At 50.9% G+C, this 18566-nt stretch carries 15 protein-coding genes; 6 read left to right on the plus strand and 9 right to left on the minus strand.

Annotation, left to right across the window (positions count from 1 at the left end; genetic code table 11):
* The first annotated feature begins 2 nt into the window (after positions 1–2).
* Positions 3–767, plus strand: coding sequence for a uroporphyrinogen-III C-methyltransferase (cobA, locus tag ACOTSW_RS14285; RefSeq protein ID WP_423679728.1), 765 nt, complete (start codon positions 3–5; stop codon positions 765–767).
* A 16-nt stretch (positions 768–783) separates the two neighbouring features.
* Here cobA and ACOTSW_RS14290 read toward each other — a convergent pair whose 3' ends face one another.
* The 3 genes from ACOTSW_RS14290 to lptF are packed head-to-tail and all read right to left on the minus strand — an operon-like array spanning position 784 to position 3418.
* Positions 784–1155: a sirohydrochlorin chelatase gene (locus tag ACOTSW_RS14290; protein ID WP_423679729.1), complete on the minus strand. Its 372-nt coding sequence runs from the start codon at positions 1153–1155 to the stop codon at positions 784–786.
* Complete coding sequence (lptG, locus tag ACOTSW_RS14295) at positions 1155–2285, minus strand: LPS export ABC transporter permease LptG (RefSeq protein ID WP_423679730.1); 1131 nt, start codon at positions 2283–2285, stop codon at positions 1155–1157. The genes ACOTSW_RS14290 and lptG overlap by 1 nt, the downstream gene beginning before the upstream one ends.
* Positions 2282–3418 (minus strand): LPS export ABC transporter permease LptF, encoded by a 1137-nt coding sequence (gene lptF / locus ACOTSW_RS14300; protein WP_423679731.1) that lies wholly within the window; start codon positions 3416–3418, stop codon positions 2282–2284. The genes lptG and lptF overlap by 4 nt, the downstream gene beginning before the upstream one ends.
* Before the next feature lie 50 nt (positions 3419–3468).
* Here lptF and ACOTSW_RS14305 point away from each other — a divergent pair, with 50 nt between their 5' ends.
* Both ACOTSW_RS14305 and xth read left to right on the plus strand, forming a co-directional pair.
* Positions 3469–4977: a leucyl aminopeptidase gene (locus ACOTSW_RS14305; protein ID WP_423679732.1), complete on the plus strand. Its 1509-nt coding sequence runs from the start codon at positions 3469–3471 to the stop codon at positions 4975–4977.
* A gap of 98 nt (positions 4978–5075) precedes the next feature.
* Positions 5076–5840: an exodeoxyribonuclease III gene (gene xth / locus ACOTSW_RS14310; protein WP_423679733.1), complete on the plus strand. Its 765-nt coding sequence runs from the start codon at positions 5076–5078 to the stop codon at positions 5838–5840.
* A gap of 17 nt (positions 5841–5857) precedes the next feature.
* On the opposite strand, the gene ACOTSW_RS14315 is transcribed toward xth, so the two are convergent.
* The gene (locus ACOTSW_RS14315; RefSeq protein WP_423679734.1) at positions 5858–7732 is read right to left on the minus strand and encodes a methyl-accepting chemotaxis protein; all 1875 of its coding nucleotides are present in this window, start codon (positions 7730–7732) and stop codon (positions 5858–5860) included.
* A gap of 206 nt (positions 7733–7938) precedes the next feature.
* Here ACOTSW_RS14315 and ACOTSW_RS14320 point away from each other — a divergent pair, with 206 nt between their 5' ends.
* Positions 7939–8460, plus strand: a complete 522-nt coding sequence (locus ACOTSW_RS14320) for a GNAT family N-acetyltransferase (RefSeq protein WP_423679735.1) — start codon at positions 7939–7941, stop codon at positions 8458–8460.
* 18 nt (positions 8461–8478) lie between these two features.
* Here the strand turns inward: ACOTSW_RS14320 and ACOTSW_RS14325 are convergent, their stop codons facing one another.
* Positions 8479–8949 carry a DUF1854 domain-containing protein gene (locus ACOTSW_RS14325; protein WP_423679736.1) on the minus strand — a complete coding sequence of 157 codons (471 nt, stop codon included), beginning with the start codon at positions 8947–8949 and terminating at the stop codon, positions 8479–8481.
* 5 nt (positions 8950–8954) lie between these two features.
* Positions 8955–11213 carry an ABC transporter ATP-binding protein gene (locus tag ACOTSW_RS14330; RefSeq protein WP_423679737.1) on the minus strand — a complete coding sequence of 753 codons (2259 nt, stop codon included), beginning with the start codon at positions 11211–11213 and terminating at the stop codon, positions 8955–8957.
* 368 nt (positions 11214–11581) lie between these two features.
* Between ACOTSW_RS14330 and cphA (ACOTSW_RS14335) the strand changes: the two genes are divergently transcribed.
* Positions 11582–13759: a cyanophycin synthetase gene (gene cphA, locus ACOTSW_RS14335; protein WP_423679738.1), complete on the plus strand. Its 2178-nt coding sequence runs from the start codon at positions 11582–11584 to the stop codon at positions 13757–13759.
* 144 nt (positions 13760–13903) lie between these two features.
* Positions 13904–16474, plus strand: a complete 2571-nt coding sequence (gene cphA / locus ACOTSW_RS14340; RefSeq protein WP_423679739.1) for a cyanophycin synthetase — start codon at positions 13904–13906, stop codon at positions 16472–16474.
* 125 nt (positions 16475–16599) lie between these two features.
* On the opposite strand, the gene ACOTSW_RS14345 is transcribed toward cphA (ACOTSW_RS14340), so the two are convergent.
* The 3 genes from ACOTSW_RS14345 to ACOTSW_RS14355 form a co-directional block, all read right to left on the minus strand.
* A complete protein-coding gene (locus tag ACOTSW_RS14345) occupies positions 16600–17139 on the minus strand; it encodes a cysteine hydrolase family protein (protein WP_423679741.1) in 540 nt (179 codons plus the stop codon).
* Between the two features lie 389 nt (positions 17140–17528).
* On the minus strand, positions 17529–17873 hold the full coding sequence (locus tag ACOTSW_RS14350; protein ID WP_423679742.1) for a ribbon-helix-helix domain-containing protein: 345 nt from the start codon (positions 17871–17873) through the stop codon (positions 17529–17531).
* A gap of 61 nt (positions 17874–17934) precedes the next feature.
* Positions 17935–18516, minus strand: a complete 582-nt coding sequence (locus tag ACOTSW_RS14355; RefSeq protein ID WP_423679743.1) for a DJ-1/PfpI family protein — start codon at positions 18514–18516, stop codon at positions 17935–17937.
* Between the last annotated feature and the right edge of the window lie 50 nt (positions 18517–18566).

Raw genomic sequence — 18566 nt, forward strand, 5'->3', positions numbered from 1 at the left:
CGATGACAGCGTCATACGGCAGGGTCTATCTGATTGGTGCGGGACCGGGTGCCGCAGACCTTATCACGGTGCGCGGTGCTCGCTTGCTGGCGAGCGCAGATGTCGTGCTGTATGACGCTTTAGTCACTAATGAAATGCTGGAACTTTGCCGGCAAGCAGTTAAAATCCCCGTCGGCAAACGCAGTGGTCAGCGCTCAGCCGCACAGGAACATATCAATCAGCAGCTGATCGAGAACGCATCCAAATACCAGCTGGTCGTACGACTGAAAGGGGGAGATCCTATGCTGTTCGGACGTGCAGATGAAGAGCTGACTGCGTTAGAAAAAGCGGGGATTGCATACGACATTGTTCCGGGCATTACAACGGCACTCGCCGCTGCAGCCAGCATCCGCCAACCACTGACCAAACGTGGCGTCGCACGCAGTGTCGCCTTATTCACGTCCAGTACAGCCCCGGGGGAAACAGCAGACACCCGCATTCCTGATTGCGATACGCTGGTTCAGTATATGGGGGGGCGTGAGGCGATGCTGACCGCACAGCGTATGCTGGATGCCGGCTACCCAGCCAGCTGGCCTGTCCGTATCGTTGAAAACTGCAGCCGGAAGGATGAGCATCAGACCAGCCTGAACCTCGGTGAATTAGCACGGGGTTTGCCAACCGGTAGCGGCCCGGTGCTGGTGATGATGGGGGAAGCGATGCGCCCCCGTCAAACTGAGCAAACAGATTACCAGCAGTCATTAGATAATAATGCTGGTAATACTGCCTGATAGCGCCGAATACGACTTATATCTGGCTGAGGCAATAATCCCGGATCGCGTTCAGTACAGTTTCATCTTCGCCGACGGCTGTTGCCAGCTTCAGTTCAAGTGCAGGATATTCGGTGCGTAACTGTTCCAGCAATACCGGTAAATCGCGTAAAACGTGACCACCCTGTCCCAAAAAAATCGGTGTGACAGTGATATTGCGAATTCCATCCGCTGTGAGACGGCGCACAAGCTCAGGCAAGGCCGGTGACATGAATTCTAAAAATGCCAGCTCCACACTGATGTCTGGAGAGGCTTCCTGGGTCATTTTTTGTAAGCGCTGAAACGGACCAGCCCAGCGCGGATCACGGGCGCCATGCGCAAAAAGTATCAATGCCGAAGTTTTATTCATCAGTTTCTTTCAACATAGCGCAGGCCTGCCAGCGCCAACCCTAAAAATAAAACACTGGGTACCAGAGCGGTCACGGCAGCTGGCCAGGTGTTCAGTAAGCCTATATGTGAAAATAAGCTGTTAATCAGGTAAAACACCATGCCTATCATGATGCCGCTGAATATCTTCAGGCTGATCCCACCGCTGCGTACATGCAAGTAGGCAAACGGTAAGGCTAAGGCCATCATGACCAGCGTTGCAAACGGATAGGTTACTTTCTTCCAGAATGCGATTTCATAACGTTCACTGTCTTGTTTATTGTCATTCAGATGCTGAGTGTAGGCGGCCAGATCCAGTGCGGACATACGATCTGGATCAGCGAACAAGACCGAAAGAATATCCGGCGTGACCTCAGAGACCATGTCGCTGGTGCTTAACGGCTGGCTTTTTACGTTGGCGATATCTTCGGCTGACAATGTCTTGGGAAACGAGGTTTCAATCACATCCGACAAGCGCCAGACGTTACTGCCCTGATATACTGCACTGCCGGCAGTAACTTCTCGTACGAGTTGAAAATTTTTATCAAACTCAAACATCTTTACGTCTTTTAATTGACGATTAGGCAGAATTTCCCTGACATTCAGAAAACGCGAGCCAATCACTTCACCGCTGAGACCATGTTCACGAATCAGGTCTTTCGTCCACAGGCCCGTTCTGAATTGCTGAGTTTCAGACGCACCAATCGCTGTCAGTTTGATGCGCTCGGCCAGCTTGGTCGAATAAGGTGCAATCACCTCACCAAAAAGAAAAGTCAGAGCAACGAATACCAGGCCGATTTTGATCAATATCGTTCCGGCCATCACCGTTGACATACTCGCTGCCCGCATGATGGTGAATTCAGAATTCGATGCAAACTGCGCAAGCACATAAATCGTTCCGATCAGAACGGCAATTGGCATAAATTCGTAAATGTAGCCCGGCATACCAAGACTGACGTACAGCAGCGCATGTTGCAGACGATAACCACCTTTATTCACTGACGGCAATTCGCTCATCAGATCAAAAAAGGAAAATAAGGCAAGCAAGGCGACCATGACGAAGAGAACCGCACGCACGATCTCTGAGGCAAAATATTTTTGCAAAATTCTCATGCGACGCTTTCTTTCTCTTTGCTACGTAAACAAGCTTTACCTCTGGACCACAATACCAGCGGATGCCAGCGATGATTGACTTCAATTCGCCAGAAAAACAAGACTAATGTCATCAAGATAGCTATCAGATGCACTGGCCACCATGCCACAGAAAATTCAATGCGTCCCTGCGATACCATCGCCTGAAAGATGTTGACCACGTTCAGATAAATAATCACGACCAGCAAGGCGACAATTAAATTCGCCGAGCGTCCCACGCGCGGATTCACATACCCGAGCGGAATCGCCAGTAACATCAACGCTGTACACATCAGCGGCAGTGAAATCCGCCACAAAAATTCCGCTTTTTTATTAGCATCAGGCTTATCGAGCAATATTGTCAGCGGCATCGATTTGGCCGACTGATCACCAACGATAGGACCATTCTGACTTGAAACGAGAACGCCGTATTTTTGGAACTGCATCATTTGAAAGTCGGGCGCGGTAGGCAAGCCATCGTAACGACTACCCTGGCTCATCACCAGAAATTTATCACCGTATTTATCAATCTCTATCATGCCTTCTTTGGCGACAACCACACTCGACTTTCCATCGCGAACGGTATTGATAAAAATATTCTGCACCTTGCTCAGATCGCCGGCGACTTCTTCAACGAAAAACACACGATCCGAAGACGAAGATTCCTGAAATTTACCCGGCGAGACTTTGGCAATATCCGAGCGTTTATCGTAGCGCTCGCGAAATTCCACACTTTGCTGGTTCGCCCACGGAGTGACGATAAAACTGAGCAAACCCGTTAAAACTATCCATGGCATACCGAAGCGTAAGACCGGGCCTATCCATTGCCGCAGACTCAGCCCTGAAGCAAACCAGACCACCATTTCAGAATCCTGATATGCCCTGGTCACCACCAGCAGCACCGAAATAAAGCCGGTCAGAATCAGCAAAATCGGCATGTTCATCAGAGACGTGAACGCGATCAGCGCAAGTACATCGCCAGATGCAACTTTTCCGCCGGCGGCTTGTCCGAGTATTTTGATGAGCATCACCGTAATCGTGATGACGAAAAGTGTTGCAAAGACGGCGCCTGCGGCACTGAGTAATTCGCGTCTGAGCGAGCGTTGAAAAATCATGGGAGGGATTATAATGCCTGTTTTACGAGACTTACCAAGAGGAGTAATAAGTGGACTTTAGCATAAAAACAATCGACGCAAAAAGTGCCTCAACTGCCTACAAGACGATGAAAACTGCCTGTATCGTCGCCGGCGTATTCGAAAATAAAAAACTGTCTGCCGCAGCAGCAAGTCTGGACAAGCAAGGCCTCATTGCCGCAGCATTGAAATCCGGTGACATCAGCGGCAAACCGGGTTCCTCATTATTGCTCCGTAACGTCGCAGAAACGGCAGCAGAACGGGTGTTACTAGTTGGTCTCGGTGAAGCAGCCGATACGGTTTCAGAAAAAGCGTTTCAGCAAGCAGTGCAAGCCGCGGCCCGCAGTTTAGCAAACCTTGGTGCAAATGATGTCGTTATTGCGTTGCCGGAAGTAAAAGATCGTGACATTTCATGGTCTGTGCGCACAACCGTTCTGGCTTTCCGCGAAAGTACTTTCCGGACGGACGGCTTGAAAAGCAAAAAAGACACGGCAACTACCGGAGTCAAAAAAATCACTGTTGCCGTCGCTTCCACTCAAGCGGCAGCGGCTAAAACTGCTTTATTGCAAAGCGAAGCCATGGCGAATGGCATGGATCTGACCAAAGAACTGGGTAATCTTCCACCAAACATTTGTACACCGACATATCTGGCAACCACCGCCAGAAAAATTGCGACCGATTATAAAATGGTCGCTGAGATTCTGGATCGCAAACAGATTCAGGCACTCAAAATGGGCAGCTTCTTGTCGGTCACCAACGGCACAGTCGAACCACCTAAATTTATCGTACTGAAACACAATGGCGGCAAAGTCAAAGACGCTCCAGTTGTATTGGTCGGCAAAGGCATCACTTTTGACTCTGGCGGTATTTCCCTGAAACCCGGCGCAGGCATGGATGAAATGAAATACGATATGGGCGGTTCTGCGTCCGTACTCGGCACGATGCGCGCTATCGGTGAGATGAACCTGAAACTGAATGTGATCGCGATTATTCCTACGTGCGAAAACATGCCTTCCGGTAGTGCCACCCGTCCTGGTGACATCGTCACATCGATGTCTGGTCAGACAATTGAAATCCTGAATACGGATGCCGAAGGTCGCCTGATTTTATGTGATGCACTGACGTATGCGGAGCGCTTCAAACCGGCGGCAGTGATTGACGTCGCCACACTGACTGGTGCCTGCGTTACAGCACTTGGCCATCATAATTCCGGTTTATTCACACGTCACGATGATGCACATGACAAACTGGCGGCAGAATTGCTGGCTGCTGGTAAAGAGACTGGTGACACCGCATGGCGTATGCCGATAGAAGAAGCATATAACGAGCAACTGAAATCAAATTTTGCCGATATGGCCAATATTGGCGGCCCGGCTGGCGGCAGTATTACAGCAGCCTGCTTCCTCGAACGCTTCACCCGCAAATATACCTGGGCGCATCTGGACATCGCTGGTACGGCATGGAAATCAGGTGCAGCAAAAGGAGCGACCGGACGTCCTGTGCCCTTGCTCACGACATTCCTGATCAACCGCGCAGGCTGATGAGATAAACACTCTTCATTTGCGATCCGCTTAATCCACGGACAAGCCGCGCTCCCGGAGTGATCCTGAGTGCGGTTTTCTTTTTTTATATCAATGCCATGAAACTAAGCACCTGGAATGTGAATTCCCTGAAAGTCAGATTACCTCAAGTCCTGCAATGGCTGGAAAGCAATCCTGTGGATGTGCTGTGCATACAGGAGACAAAACTTACAGACGATAAGTTTCCAAAGGCAGAAATTGAAGCCGCTGGCTATTACGTTGCTTATACAGGGCAAAAGACGTATAACGGCGTGGCGATTTTATCCAGACACCCTATGTCGGATATACAAAAGAACAATCCTCGGTTTGAAGATGAACAGCAGCGAATTATTGCCGCCACAATACAAGGTATGAGGATAATCTGCGCCTACGTACCCAATGGTCAGGCCGTCGGTTCCGATAAATTTCAGTACAAACTGCAATGGCTGGCTTCACTGAAAAACTGGGTGGAAGGAGAATTGCAGCGCTATCCTGAACTTGCTTTGCTCGGCGATTACAATATTGCGCCAGAAGATCGCGACGTACATGACCCGGCAGCGTGGGAGGGGATGAATCTGGTCTCCCCGGAAGAACGCGCAGCGTTGCAGGCATTGCTGGACTTAGGAATGACGGATAGTTTCAGGCAGTTTGATCAGCCGGAAAAATCCTACAGCTGGTGGGATTATCGTGCTCTGGGATTCAGATTAAATAAAGGTCTGCGCATCGACCATATTTTATTATCCAAACCGCTGGCTCTGCGCTGCACTGCATGTGTCATCGACAGAATTCCGCGTAAATGGGAGCAACCATCCGATCATGCGCCAGTGATTGCCACCCTTGATTAAATGCAGAGAAAGACGGTTTATTCGTCGTAATCCAGCCTTGGAGCGCCAGAATGCTGCGCTCCCCGCTTTACCATAGCGGGGCGCACCGATGGCTGGCTTTGCTCCATACGGAAAGCAGACATCGCGGTTTTCAGCAGATTCGCCTGTTCCTCCAGAGATCCAGCTGCCGCTGCGGCCTGTTCAACCAGCGCCGCATTTTGTTGTGTCGCTTCATCCATATTCGCCAGAGCCAGGTTGACTTGCTGGATGCCATCACTCTGTTCAGCTGATGCAGACGTGATTTCAGAAATAATCGCAGCAACCTGATCAACCGCTGCAACTATTCTGGTCATCGCCTCACCGGCCTTGTCGACAAGTTCAGACCCCTCAGTGACCTTCGCGACAGAATCCTCTATCAGGTTTTTGATTTCCTGCGCAGCCGCTGCACTACGCTGGGCAAGTGTGCGAACCTCGCTGGCGACAACGGCAAATCCACGCCCCTGCTCTCCCGCCCGCGCTGCTTCAACGGCAGCGTTCAGCGCCAGAATATTCGTTTGAAAAGCAATACCTTCAATCACACTGATAATATCGACAATCTTACGCGAGCTGTCTGATATTCCATGCATTGTGGTTACAACCCGGCTGACAACTTCACCTCCATGCGTGGCAACATCAGACGCATTGACTGCCATCCGGTTAGCTTCGCGGGCATTGTCGGCATTATTTTTGACTGCAGCGGTCAATTCTTCCATGCTCGCTGAAGTTTCTTCAAGGGAAGACGCCTGTTGCTCAGTTCGTCCTGATAAATCCATATTACCGGTTGCAATTTCTGTTGCACCGACAGTAATTGATTCCGTTGCCTTGCGTACTTCAACCACCATCACGCGAAGCTGTTCAATGAAGCGGTTAAACGCGTTGGCCGTCTGAGCAACTTCGTCTTCACCTTCAACCTCAATTTTTCGGCTCAGATCACCACCACCGGCAGCGATCTCTGACATCGCATCGCGAACCCTCTGTAAACCTGCCATCATGCGGCCAACCAACCATGCTGACAGCGGTACCATCACGCCCAGCAATACAGCAAGAACTACAGCTGCGATCAGCAGCAGCTGATCCAGTGAAGCAAGCGCTTTATGCTTATCCACCACCAGCGCCAGATACATATCGGAGCCGCTGATGGGCTGTAAAAACAGAAAATTGGTTTTGCCGGCAATCTCAACCTGAGTCGGATCTGTGCGCTTTGACAGGTTACCCAAATTATCCAGATTCAATTCGACCGCTATCTCTTTCGCGGGCTTTAATACTTTGGTCTGGTCTGCATGCGCCAGTACCTGACCAGACTTATCCAGTAAAAACGCATAGCCATCACCCGCCAGTTTAATGGTCAGAATCTGCTCCACTATTTTCGTCAGAAAGACGTCAGCAGCAACCACGCCAGCCTCGCCGCCGTTGACAGGCGCGGCAAACGAAATCATCAGTCCGGGAGGATTGACGCCCATGTAAGCCGAAGTAACGATAGGCTTCTTAGCATCCATTGCCGCCTTATACCAGGGGCGAACGGTGGGATCGTAACCAGCCGGCGGTGGATTCGCAGGGAAATTAGTAAAGGTCTTATCTGGCTGCCCGAGATACACGCTTAAAAAATTACCGCCGCGGCTGACCATTTTAAGGCTGGCCTGCAAATCATTACCTTCTGTCAGGCCTTTGGACAAACTATCGATCAACGAGGTATTTACCTGTATCCAGTTGCTGAGCACGGCGTTATAGCTCGACGCGACGCTGCGTATCTCATTACTCAGGTCATTCTCAATCTGTGCTTTCATCCTCAGGTAGCTGCCAATGGTAAGCACTGCGGTACACAGCGTTACAAGCAAGGCAATCACTACTATCAGTCTGGTTTTAAGTGACTTCATCGTTCGCACTCCATTCATGATCAATCAAAAAACATATCTCAGATGGCTAGCAGATAAGATAAAACCGTCCGCACCGTTTAATTAATATTACACTTCAAGTATTGAACAGAACGAAATTTTCCCGAAGAAACTGTTGTTCGTATTGTCAAAAAATGTTACCTGGCCGATAATAAAAATCGGCTTTTTTCCCTTATCTGACTCATTTTATGCACATCATTTCAAGCAACAGACTGATTTTAAGACTCTTTAACACAAGCGATGCAGCCTTCGTGCTTGAATTGCTGAACGATCCGGGCTGGATCAAAAACATAGGTGACCGGGGTATACGCAATCTCGATCAGGCGCGCGACTGGATACTGACAAAACCGCTGGAAAGTCAATCCAGATGCGGTTTCAGTTTTTACGTAGTGGTACTCAAAGATACGCAGACAGCGATCGGCATCTGTGGTCTGATCAAGCGCGAAATGCTGCAAAATGTTGATATCGGCTATGCATTTTTACCGCAGTATGGCGGACAGGGTTACGCCATAGAAGCAGCCCGAGCGACGATGCAGCATGCCAGACAGGATTTAGGTCTGAGCCAACTTGCTGCAATTACCTCTCCGGGCAATGTCAAATCAAACAGTCTGCTCAAAAAACTGGGTTTTACTTTAGAAGAGGTACTGGTACTTCCGGGAGAGGAAAGGGAAACAAATTTGTACGCTTATCGTTTCCCTTTGCAGGAATAACTGCATCTGAATCGTGTATTACAAGAAACGGTCCAGAATTTTACGGCTGTGTTTATCCATACTGAACATATCCCGGATTAAAAACTGGATGCCATGATTATCCGTGACCAGCAATGACATCCCGCCGATACGACGAATGTCTTCGTCACCTTTTAAAACAAATTCTGTCTCGCCACGGTCGGTAAGCACTTTCCATGTACAAGGTAAAGCAAAGCTGGTGACATCCAGAATCTGTTGAATTTCAGGCATGAACTCTCGTCCCTCAAGCTCTTCCAGAACCAGGTTTTTTGTGTCATCAGACAAATCAGATAACTGATCTATCCACGCGACCTCGCGCCCATCCCCCTGAACCATCGAGATACTCATCAGTGGCGACTGAATCGGGAATGCGCGCACCGGGCTGACCCCTTCAAACACTTCCCCCTCTTCAGTGGTCAGTATCAGTTTTCCGAAAGAGTTGCGCCGTAATTCAAATTTACTTGTTGCCATGCTAATTATTCTTCCCCGACCAATTCTGCGTTTCTAGCCTGCGCCTGATACAAATCATAGTAAGCCCCCTGTTTCGCCATCAGTTCATCATGACTACCGACTTCAACGACCTGCCCGCGATCCAGCACGACCAGACGATCCGCTTTATGCAAGGTGGACAAACGGTGGGCAATCGCAATCGTGGTACGACCCTGTACCAGATTATCAAGCGCTTTTTGTATTTCTTTTTCTGTTTGCGAATCAACAGATGATGTCGCTTCATCCATAATGAGAATACGTGGATCAATCAGCAGCGCCCGTGCAATCGAAATACGTTGCCGTTCTCCTCCGGACAAACCCTGGCCACGTTCACCAACCATGGAATCGTATCCTTGCGGCAGGCGCAATATGAATTCATGCGCATGAGCAGCCCGTGCCGCTGCGATAATCTCATCCCGTGTTGCATGTGGTTTGCCATACGCAATATTCTCAGCAATCGTACCAAAGAAAAGAAAAGGCTCTTGCAACACAAGACCGATCTGACTGCGGTAATCCGATACTGCGTATGAGCGTATGTCTTTTCCATCGAGCAGAATCGCGCCCTCTGACACGTCGTAAAAGCGGCAAATCAGATTAACCAGAGTACTCTTGCCAGAACCACTGTGGCCGACCAGTCCTATCATTTCACCGGGTTGTATGGTGAGGGAAATACCGCGATTCACGGCACGATTACCATAACGGAAGCCTACTTCACGCAATTCGATTTTGCCCTGAACGTCTTGTACTTTGACCGGATCCTGCGGATCAGGCACGCTCGACACATGATCCAGAATATCAAAAATACGCTTGGCGGCCGATGCCGATTTCTGGGTTACCGATACGATACGACTCATAGAGTCGATACGGCCATAGAAGTTACTGATAAAGGCGACCGCCGCGACCAGTGCACCGACTGTAATCTCTTCATGGGCAACCTGCCAGATACCGAAGGCCCAGACCACCAGAATCCCCAGATCGGTCAGGAAAGAAACCGTTGGCGAGAACAGTGACCAGACTTTATTCAGACGGTCATTCACCGCCAGATTATGTTTATTCGCCTCACGGAAACGACCTGCTTCACGCTGTTCCTGCGCGAAGGCCTTCACCACACGGATACCGGGAATGGTATCAGCCAGCACGTTGGTCACTTCCCCCCAGACCCGGTCTATCTTCTCGAAGCCTGTACGCAATTTGTCACGGACCAGATGGATCATCCAGGCGATAAACGGCAGCGGTAACAAAGTCACCAGCGCCAGCTTGGTATTGATCTGTAACAGTGCTACCGCTGTCATGATAAACATCAGCACATCGGTTGCGAAATCGAGTAAATGCAGCGACAGATACACACATATACGGTCACTCTCGCTACCAATACGTGACATCAGGTCGCCGGTACGCTTACCGCCGAAGTATTCGAGTGACAATTTCAGCAAGTGCTCGTAAGTCGCAGTCCGCAGATCGGCACCGATACGCTCCGATACCAGTGCAAGTATGTAAGTCTTACCCCAGCTCAGCAACCAGGCGATGATGGCCGATCCGAGCAACCCGCCGATATACAGATACACCAGCTTAGGGTCAACAAAATCTTTATGCTGGAACGGAATCAGGACTTCATCTGTCAGTGGCTTGGTCAGGTAACGCGGAATCATATGCGCCGCAGTTCCCAGCAGCATCAGGGCGAAACCAATAAATAACTGCAAGCGATAAGGATGAGCAAAACGCCACAGACGTAATAAGGTCCAGGTCGAGGGCGGTGTATAAATTACTTTTGTGCAGACCGGACATTCTTCCTGATCCGGCTCCAGCACAGCTTTGCAACTTGGGCAAATATTCTGCTCCGCCCGGATCACGGGCTGACCAGTCAGAACACTTTGCAATTGTTCATTGAAATGATCTAACAGCCGGATCGCGTGCAGATTTTGCCCCAGCGTAAAGCGCCAGCTTGCCAGCAAGCCTTGTCCGTCACTCAGTTGTAAATGACCGACACCGGCATGATCATGATGTGTCAGAGTCATGCCAGGTTTGTAATCCCAGCTCTGCCATGCACCGCCGCCCGCCGGAAATGTGCGTATGCCTTTGTCGGTAACAACGATCAGGCCCTTGACAAAGCGAAGCTTATTATCAAGGTCAACCTCAAAAGCACTTAAAACGTTTTCATTGTCAGTAATTTGCTTGCTCAGCTCACTTTGCCATTGCGGCGAAATTGATAAAACTGGCTGCCCGGCACTGATTTTTGTTGTGGTCATTGTGAAGCAAACTCCGGCTCAAGAGCGTGTCCCGTGTGGTTAGACAAGGACTGAATTTTTGAAAAAAATCGATTACTTGAATCCGTTAGAGGCGCAAGCCATATCACGGAAGCAGCAATTTACGGTATTCTATCGAAAGAAGAATAATCAGATGAAACTGATCAAGAGGATTAATGCTGTTTGCGCTAAAGCGCAAGTATATCAGTAAGACCGTCTTTCTATTCTGCTTTGTAATGAATAAATGAATACCGGTAAAGTGAAGCTGGTTCGTTTGTTTAAACTCAGCAAAAATTTTTCCTGACAAGAGAAAATGCTCTACATTTGACAAGATCAGGTCTGTTGCTCCCGATCTATAAGAAATTACTTACATGACGACAAAGAAGAAAGACATCAGCATTCTCCGTGTAAATCATTTACGCGGACCGAATATCTGGACTTACCGGCCAGTCATAGAAACGTGGCTTGATATAGGGGCGCTGGAAGATACGCCGTCTAATATGTTGCCGGGTTTGTACGAGCGTTTAATAGCCTGGCTGCCGGGCTTAATCGAACATCGCTGCGGTGTGGGTGAACGAGGCGGATTTCTTGAGCGCCTGCGTGAAGGCACCTGGGCTGGTCACATCCTTGAGCATATCGTACTGGAATTACAAAATCTCGCCGGAATGCGCACAGGTTTCGGACAAACCCGTTCAACCGGGGTTACCGGTGTCTACAAAATGGCGTTCCGTACCCGTGAAGAGCAAGTCGGCCGTACAGCCCTTGCCACAGGACGCGATTTGCTGATAGCAGCGATCGAAGATCAGCCATTTGATCTTGAAGCCCGACTCAATATATTGCGTGACATGGTTGACGCTCGTTGCCTGGGACCGAGCACTGCCAGCATCGTCGATGCGGCAACGAATCGCGGCATCCCTTCGTTGCGTCTGACGGATGGCAATCTGGTGCAACTGGGGCATGGTGCAGCACAGCGCCGTATCTGGACAGCTGAAACTGACCGTACCAGCGCCATTGCCGAAAGCATTGCCTCAGATAAAGATCTGACCAAAACTCTCTTGAAAGCCTGCGGCGTCCCTGTACCTGAAGGATGTATCGTCCGCAGCGCCGAAGAAGCATGGGAAGAAGCGCAGGACATCGGCCTGCCTGTCGTTGTAAAACCCTATGACGGTAACCACGGACGCGGCGTATCACTGAATCTGATGACGCAGGCAGACGTGGAAGCAGCCTATCATCTGGCAGCACGTAAAGGTGACAGCAAAAGTGTGATCGTCGAACGCTTTATCGCTGGAGATGAACATCGCGTCCTCGTGGTTGGAAATAAAGTGGTTGCCGTTGGCAAGGGGGAATCACTGTGGATTAAGGGTGATGGAAAATCCACTGTTCAGCAACTGGTTGATACTCAGATTAATACCGATCCGCGCCGCGGCACGACAGAAGAATTCCCACTCAATATTATCCAGCCGGCCGTTGCTGCAGAAGTAATTCTTGAGCTTAAGCGTCAGGGCATGGATGCCGATTCCGTACCGCAGGAAAATCAAAAAGTATTAATTCAGCTCAATGGCAACGTCGCTCTGGATGTGACTGAGATTATTCATCCCGATGTTGCTTATGCAGCCACGCTTGCTGCGCGTATTGTCGGCCTGGATATCGCTGGCGTTGACCTTGTCACCGAAGATATCAGCCGCCCGCTGACTGAACAACGTGGTGCCATCATCGAAGTCAATGCCAGCCCGGGTTTACTGGCACACATCAAACCGGCCAACGGTGCAGGACGTGATGTTGGCAAGGCGATCGTCGATCATCTGTTTGCCGAGGACGAAACCGGTCGCATGCAAATCGTCGGCGTTGCAGGTACACGCAATACCGACCTGATTTCTAGACTGATCGGCGGTCTGCTGAATATCGCCGGAAAGGAAACCGGCGTTGCCTGCCGTCAGGGTCTGTACCTGAATAAACGTCTGGTCACCGAAGGCAATTGCGCAAATTGGGAATCCGGCCAACGTTTGCTGATAAACCGCTCAGTGGAAGCTGCGGTGTTTGAAACTAATGCGCGCGCGCTGTTGACGGACGGTCTGCCCTACGACAAGTGTACTGTCGGCATCGTCACAGATTTTGATGGTCACGAAGATCTCGGTGAGTTTTATATCAGCGATGCCGAGCAGATGCGCAAAATTATGCGTACCCAGGTTGATGTTGTGCTGCGCACCGGTACTGCGGTTTTGAATGCCGCAATACCTGCCGTAGCGGATCTGGCCGAGTTGTGTGATGGCAAAGTGATTTTCTACGCACTGGATGAACATCTCGATGCTCTCACAGCACATCGTGCATCGGGCGAACGTGTCGTTTTCATACGAGACAATAATATTGTCCTGGCAAGTGGTGCAGAAGAAACAGCGCTGCTGCCGCTATCGTCGCTGAAACCGACCAAAGCTGCACAGCCTGAAAGTATCATGGCTGCGGTCGCAGGGGCCTGGGCTCTGGACGTCAGTCCGGAGCTGATCGGTGCCGGGCTCAGAACTTTTGATTCCAGCCCGAAGACAGTATATTGAAACAGGGATGCTTCATCGCTCTATCAATTTCGCTGAATTAACTTAAATAAAAAACACAGGTAGCCTGCCGCTTTTACGGATGAAAATATATCGCCCCCGGCAACGCTACCTGATTAACTGCCCCTTTCAACAGGACTAAGTTTTATGGAAGTATCACGCATCCGTGCCCTGCGTGGCCCGAATCTCTGGAGCCATCATACGTCGGTAGAAGCCATCGTTGCCTGCAACGAAGCTGAATGTTCAATTGCAGAACTGGTCGGTTTTGAAGACCGTTTGCGTGCGTTATTCCCCGAGCTGAGCATTTTGCAACCGACTGGCTACAATGATGCAATCTCGATTGCGCATGTGTTTGAACTGACTACCCTGGGCTTACAGGCACAGGCAGGATGTCCGGTCACCTTCAGCCGCACGACACAAACCGTCGAGCCCGGAATTTTTCAGGTCGTCGTTGAATATTCCGAAGAAGCCGTCGGTCGTCTCGCGCTCGAACTGTCAGAAAAACTGATTAATGCGGCACTGAACAACACGACGTTTGATCTGCAAGCCGCTCTCGATCAGTTGCGCGAACTCGATGAAGATGTGCGCCTCGGCCCATCCACCGGTTCCATTGTCAACGCTGCTGTTGCGCGTAATATTCCGTATCGCCGTCTGACCGATGGCAGCCTCGTTGCGTTTGGCTGGGGTTCGCGGCAGCGTAAAATTCAGGCGGCGGAAATGGATGGCACCAGCGCCATCGCAGAAGCGATCGCGCAAGATAAAGAATTAACCAAAAAACTGCTGCATGCAGCCGGTGTACCAGTACCGCTTGGCCGTTCTGTGGATGGCCCCGACGATGCCTGGGCTGCTGCGCTGGAAATCGGCTTGCCTGTGGTGGTCAAACCTAAGGATGGAAATCAGGGTAAAGGCGTCACCGTCAACGTCACTACACGTGAACAGTTGGTTGCAGGCTACCATGCTGCAACCGAGTTCCGCGACGACATTCTGGTTGAGCGCTTCTTGCCGGGCAACGATTTCCGTCTGCTCGTGATCGGCAACAAACTGGTCGCCGCTGCACGTCGTGACCCGCCGCAAGTCGTCGGCGACGGCAAACAGTCAGTGCGTCAGCTGGTGGAACAGGTGAATAAAGATCCGCGTCGCGGCAGCGGTCACTCCACCTCGCTGACAAAAATCCGTTTTGATGATATCGCGCTCGCCAGTCTGGCAAAACAAGGTCTGGAAGCAGACTCTGTACCGCCGAAAGGCCAGCGCGTCGTCTTGCGTAACAATGCCAATCTCTCTACTGGTGGCGCCGCGACTGACGTGACCGATGATGTCCATCCTGAAGTCGCAGCGCGTGCGGTTGCCGCAGCGCAAATGATCGGTCTCGATATCTGCGGCGTTGATCTGGTGGCAGACAGCGTGCTGAAACCAATAGAACAGCAAAATGGCGGTATCGTCGAGGTTAATGCTGCGCCGGGTTTACGTATGCATATTTCCCCATCGTTCGGCAAAGGACGCGCTGTTGGCGAGGCCATCGTCAGCGCCATGTTTGAGGATGGTGACGACGGTCGTATTCCTATCATTGCCGTCACCGGTACCAATGGAAAAACGACGACTGTCCGTCTGATCGCTCACCTGATGACGACCAGTGGCTTACGTACCGGCATGACTAACACAGATGGTGTCTATATCGGCAACCGTCAGATCGATAGCGGCGACTGCAGTGGCCCGCGCAGCGCACGCAATGTGCTATCGCACCCTGATGTGGATGCCGCGGTCTTTGAAACCGCCCGTGGTGGTGTCCTGCGCGAAGGTCTCGCTTATGACCGCTGCCAGGTTGCCGTCGTTACCAATATCGGCTCCGGTGATCACCTCGGTCTGAATTACATCACGACGGTGGAGGATCTGGCCGTTCTGAAACGTGTCATCGTCCAGAACGTGGCAGATAATGGTTATGCCGTTCTGAATGCGGCGGACCCTATCGTTGCCAGCATGGCGGCAAATTGCCCGTCGGCAGTGATTTTCTTTGCTGCTGACAGTCAGCATCCGATCATGGCAGCACATCGTGCACAAGGTAAGCGTGTCGTGTATATCGAAAACGGCGAACTGATCGCTGCCGAAGGCAAATTCCGCCACAGTATACCGCTGGCCGACATCCCTATCACCCGTAACGGCAGCATCGGCTTTCAGGTCGAAAACGTCATGGCCTCTGTTGCCGCAGCATGGGGCGTCAATCTTGGCTGGGATGACATCCGCACCGGCCTGAAAACCTTTGCGAATGAAGCAGATAATGCACCTGGTCGTTTCAATGTGTTCCAATACCGCGGTGCCACCCTCATTGCAGATTACGGTCACAATCCGGATGCGATTCTGGCGCTGGTGCGTGCTGTCGAAACCATGCCGGCCAAACGTCGCTCGGTTGTCATCAGTGGCGCCGGTGACCGCCGCGATCAGGACATTCGCCAGCAAACACAGATTCTCGGTGAAGCCTTTGATGATGTCGTGCTGTATCAGGATCAGTGTCAGCGCGGCCGCGCTGATGGCGAGGTGATCGCCCTGCTGCGTGAAGGCTTGAAAAATGCTTCGAAAACCAGCCGGGTTGATGAAATTTACGGCGAATTTATCGCGATTGATCTGGCAATGGACAGACTGGAAGAAGGTGATCTGTGCCTGATTCTGATTGATCAGGTCGAAGAAGCACTGGCCCACATCGCGAAACGGGTTGCAGCAGACTGATTCCGCTTTTCACTCTGCCAGCGTATCAATGCCGGGTTAATCCCGGCATTTTTACTGGATGATCAATCCCGTACGCAACCGCTCGATGCTTTTCAGCACCGCCTGTCATCAGACAACGCAGGCTTTCAGATGCCGAATACGATCTGCTCGCAGTCGATTGCGCGTATCACCGGGCCAAAGCTGGTGATATTTTCCAATGTGATATTGTGATGCCGGCGTATCTGTAAGGCACTCGCATGTGCCTTGTCGTGCGTGGTGTGCGCATCGGCAGCGATGATCACAGGATAACCAAGTGCGGCGGCACGGCGGCTGGTGGTATCGACACAAAATTCACTGGCATACCCGCAAATCACAAGCAACTCGGTTCTCCACTTCGCCAGCAGACTACCCAGCTCGGTACGCAAAAAGGAATCCGGTGTCGTCTTGCGCAAAATGGTGTCACCGTCTTCCAGCACCAGCCGCTGCTCCAGTTGCCAGTTGTCGGAGCCAAACGCCAGTTCGTCATTCTCTGTTTCATGCTGAACGAACACAACCGGGGTTCCGGCATGGCGCGCACGGTCAGCGAGCACATTAATGCGGTCAACGACCACGTCGGCTTCATAAGGTCGCGGCTCGTGATCAAACAAACCGCGTTGCACATCGATAATCAGCAAAGCACATTTCATCGTGAGCCTTTATGCAAGTGAAGCATTGATCTTAGCGCATAACATCATGGAAAAGCATCTTCCGCCTCCAGACTAGGCCATCGACCATCACGTTTCGCGGGCATAAACGCCGCTATTGTTCATCAACTACGCAGATAGAGCACTCCCGGTACAGAAATAAAGCAGCGCGATCTTACGATGGTCGATAGCGGAATCAGCGTCAAGTGGAAAAGAATAAGCTTGGGGGTGCTCACACAGCAAAATATACTGGGGGGGAGTATATTCAAAAGCCCTTTGTTCATCTTGAGAAGAAGGCGAAAATGACGTTTTAAGGGGGGAGTATGCGCTCCGCCGCAAAAAAATACCGGGCTGACTGCACCCGGTGAATTTGCGCTGCTGCTAAACAGACATCAAATTAAAAAGCGAGTCATCTCCTGCTGCGATTCCCGTACACCTGCCAATGGCAGATTTTTATCGGTGGAAATATCCCCTTCCACCATCAGCGATGTGTACCGCAGACAACAAACGCGCAGAAAAGAACTGAAATTATCGATATGACCGCGATATTCAATCAACTCATCATAGAGCCTGGTAATGAGTTGATTGGTGTTCATACCATCGCGTTCAGCGATTTCCTGCAGGGTCAGCCAAAACAGTTTTTCGAGACGAATCGAAGTAACGACGCCATGTAAGCGCAGCGAGCGCGCTTTGGATTCATACAAGCCAGGGTCGGCTTTGACAAAAATTTCACACATGATGCACCCCGCAAATCGTCAGGCAAACTTTCTGTTGATGATTATACGGGTAATGTCATTTTTATAAATGGATTTTTGTTCCAAGCAAAACAAGGAATTGCGCAAGCCATGCCGGATGCGCAGGCCACGCCGGTGCGGTGACAAAATTTTTGTCGGTGACGGCCTCGGTCACGGCAATTGGTGCATATACGCCGCCAGCCAGCTCCACTTCGGGCTGACAGGCGGGATAGGCTGAACAGCGCACGCCATCCAATACCTTCGCCGCCGCCAGAATCTGCGCACCGTGGCAGACTGCGGCAACCGGTTTCTGTTGCTGTGCAAAATGGCGTGTAATTTCGATCACGCGCGGATTCAGACGCAGATATTCCGGCGCCCTGCCGCCGGGAATCAACAAGGCATCGTAGTCGTGTTCGTTAATGCGGGCAAAATCATGTGTCAGAATAAAACGATGCCCCGGCTTTTCTGTGTAGGTTTGCTGCCCCTCGAAATCATGAATGGCCGTAGCAACGTAGTCACCGGCTTTTTTATCCGGGCATACGGCATGTACTTCGTGTCCTACGGCAAGCAGCGTCTGGAAGGGTACCATTACTTCGTAATCTTCGACAAAGTCCCCTACCAGCATAAGAATTTTTTTTGCAGCCATGATGTCTCCTGTTATCGGTGAAATGCGGAAACTGATTGTTAAGCGGATTT

It is taken from the genome of Undibacterium sp. WLHG33 (assembly GCF_049544815.1).
In the GTDB taxonomy this organism is placed as follows: domain Bacteria; phylum Pseudomonadota; class Gammaproteobacteria; order Burkholderiales; family Burkholderiaceae_D; genus Undibacterium.

Bases quoted from the DNA above. Each gene is read 5' to 3' on its own strand.
- ACOTSW_RS14320 (WP_423679735.1), top strand. From the start codon at position 7,939: ATGCACATCATTTCAAGCAACAGACTGATTTTAAGACTCTTTAACACA.
- ACOTSW_RS14345 (WP_423679741.1), bottom strand. From the start codon at position 17,139: ATGAAATGTGCTTTGCTGATTATCGATGTGCAACGCGGTTTGTTTGAT.
- ACOTSW_RS14330 (WP_423679737.1), bottom strand. From the start codon at position 11,213: ATGACCACAACAAAAATCAGTGCCGGGCAGCCAGTTTTATCAATTTCG.
- ACOTSW_RS14325 (WP_423679736.1), bottom strand. From the start codon at position 8,949: ATGGCAACAAGTAAATTTGAATTACGGCGCAACTCTTTCGGAAAACTG.
- cphA (WP_423679738.1), top strand. From the start codon at position 11,582: ATGACGACAAAGAAGAAAGACATCAGCATTCTCCGTGTAAATCATTTA.
- lptG (WP_423679730.1), bottom strand. From the start codon at position 2,285: ATGAGAATTTTGCAAAAATATTTTGCCTCAGAGATCGTGCGTGCGGTT.
- ACOTSW_RS14315 (WP_423679734.1), bottom strand. From the start codon at position 7,732: ATGAAGTCACTTAAAACCAGACTGATAGTAGTGATTGCCTTGCTTGTA.
- cobA (WP_423679728.1), top strand. From the start codon at position 3: ATGACAGCGTCATACGGCAGGGTCTATCTGATTGGTGCGGGACCGGGT.
- cphA (WP_423679739.1), top strand. From the start codon at position 13,904: ATGGAAGTATCACGCATCCGTGCCCTGCGTGGCCCGAATCTCTGGAGC.
- ACOTSW_RS14290 (WP_423679729.1), bottom strand. From the start codon at position 1,155: ATGAATAAAACTTCGGCATTGATACTTTTTGCGCATGGCGCCCGTGAT.
- ACOTSW_RS14355 (WP_423679743.1), bottom strand. From the start codon at position 18,516: ATGGCTGCAAAAAAAATTCTTATGCTGGTAGGGGACTTTGTCGAAGAT.
- lptF (WP_423679731.1), bottom strand. From the start codon at position 3,418: ATGATTTTTCAACGCTCGCTCAGACGCGAATTACTCAGTGCCGCAGGC.
- ACOTSW_RS14350 (WP_423679742.1), bottom strand. From the start codon at position 17,873: ATGTGTGAAATTTTTGTCAAAGCCGACCCTGGCTTGTATGAATCCAAA.
- xth (WP_423679733.1), top strand. From the start codon at position 5,076: ATGAAACTAAGCACCTGGAATGTGAATTCCCTGAAAGTCAGATTACCT.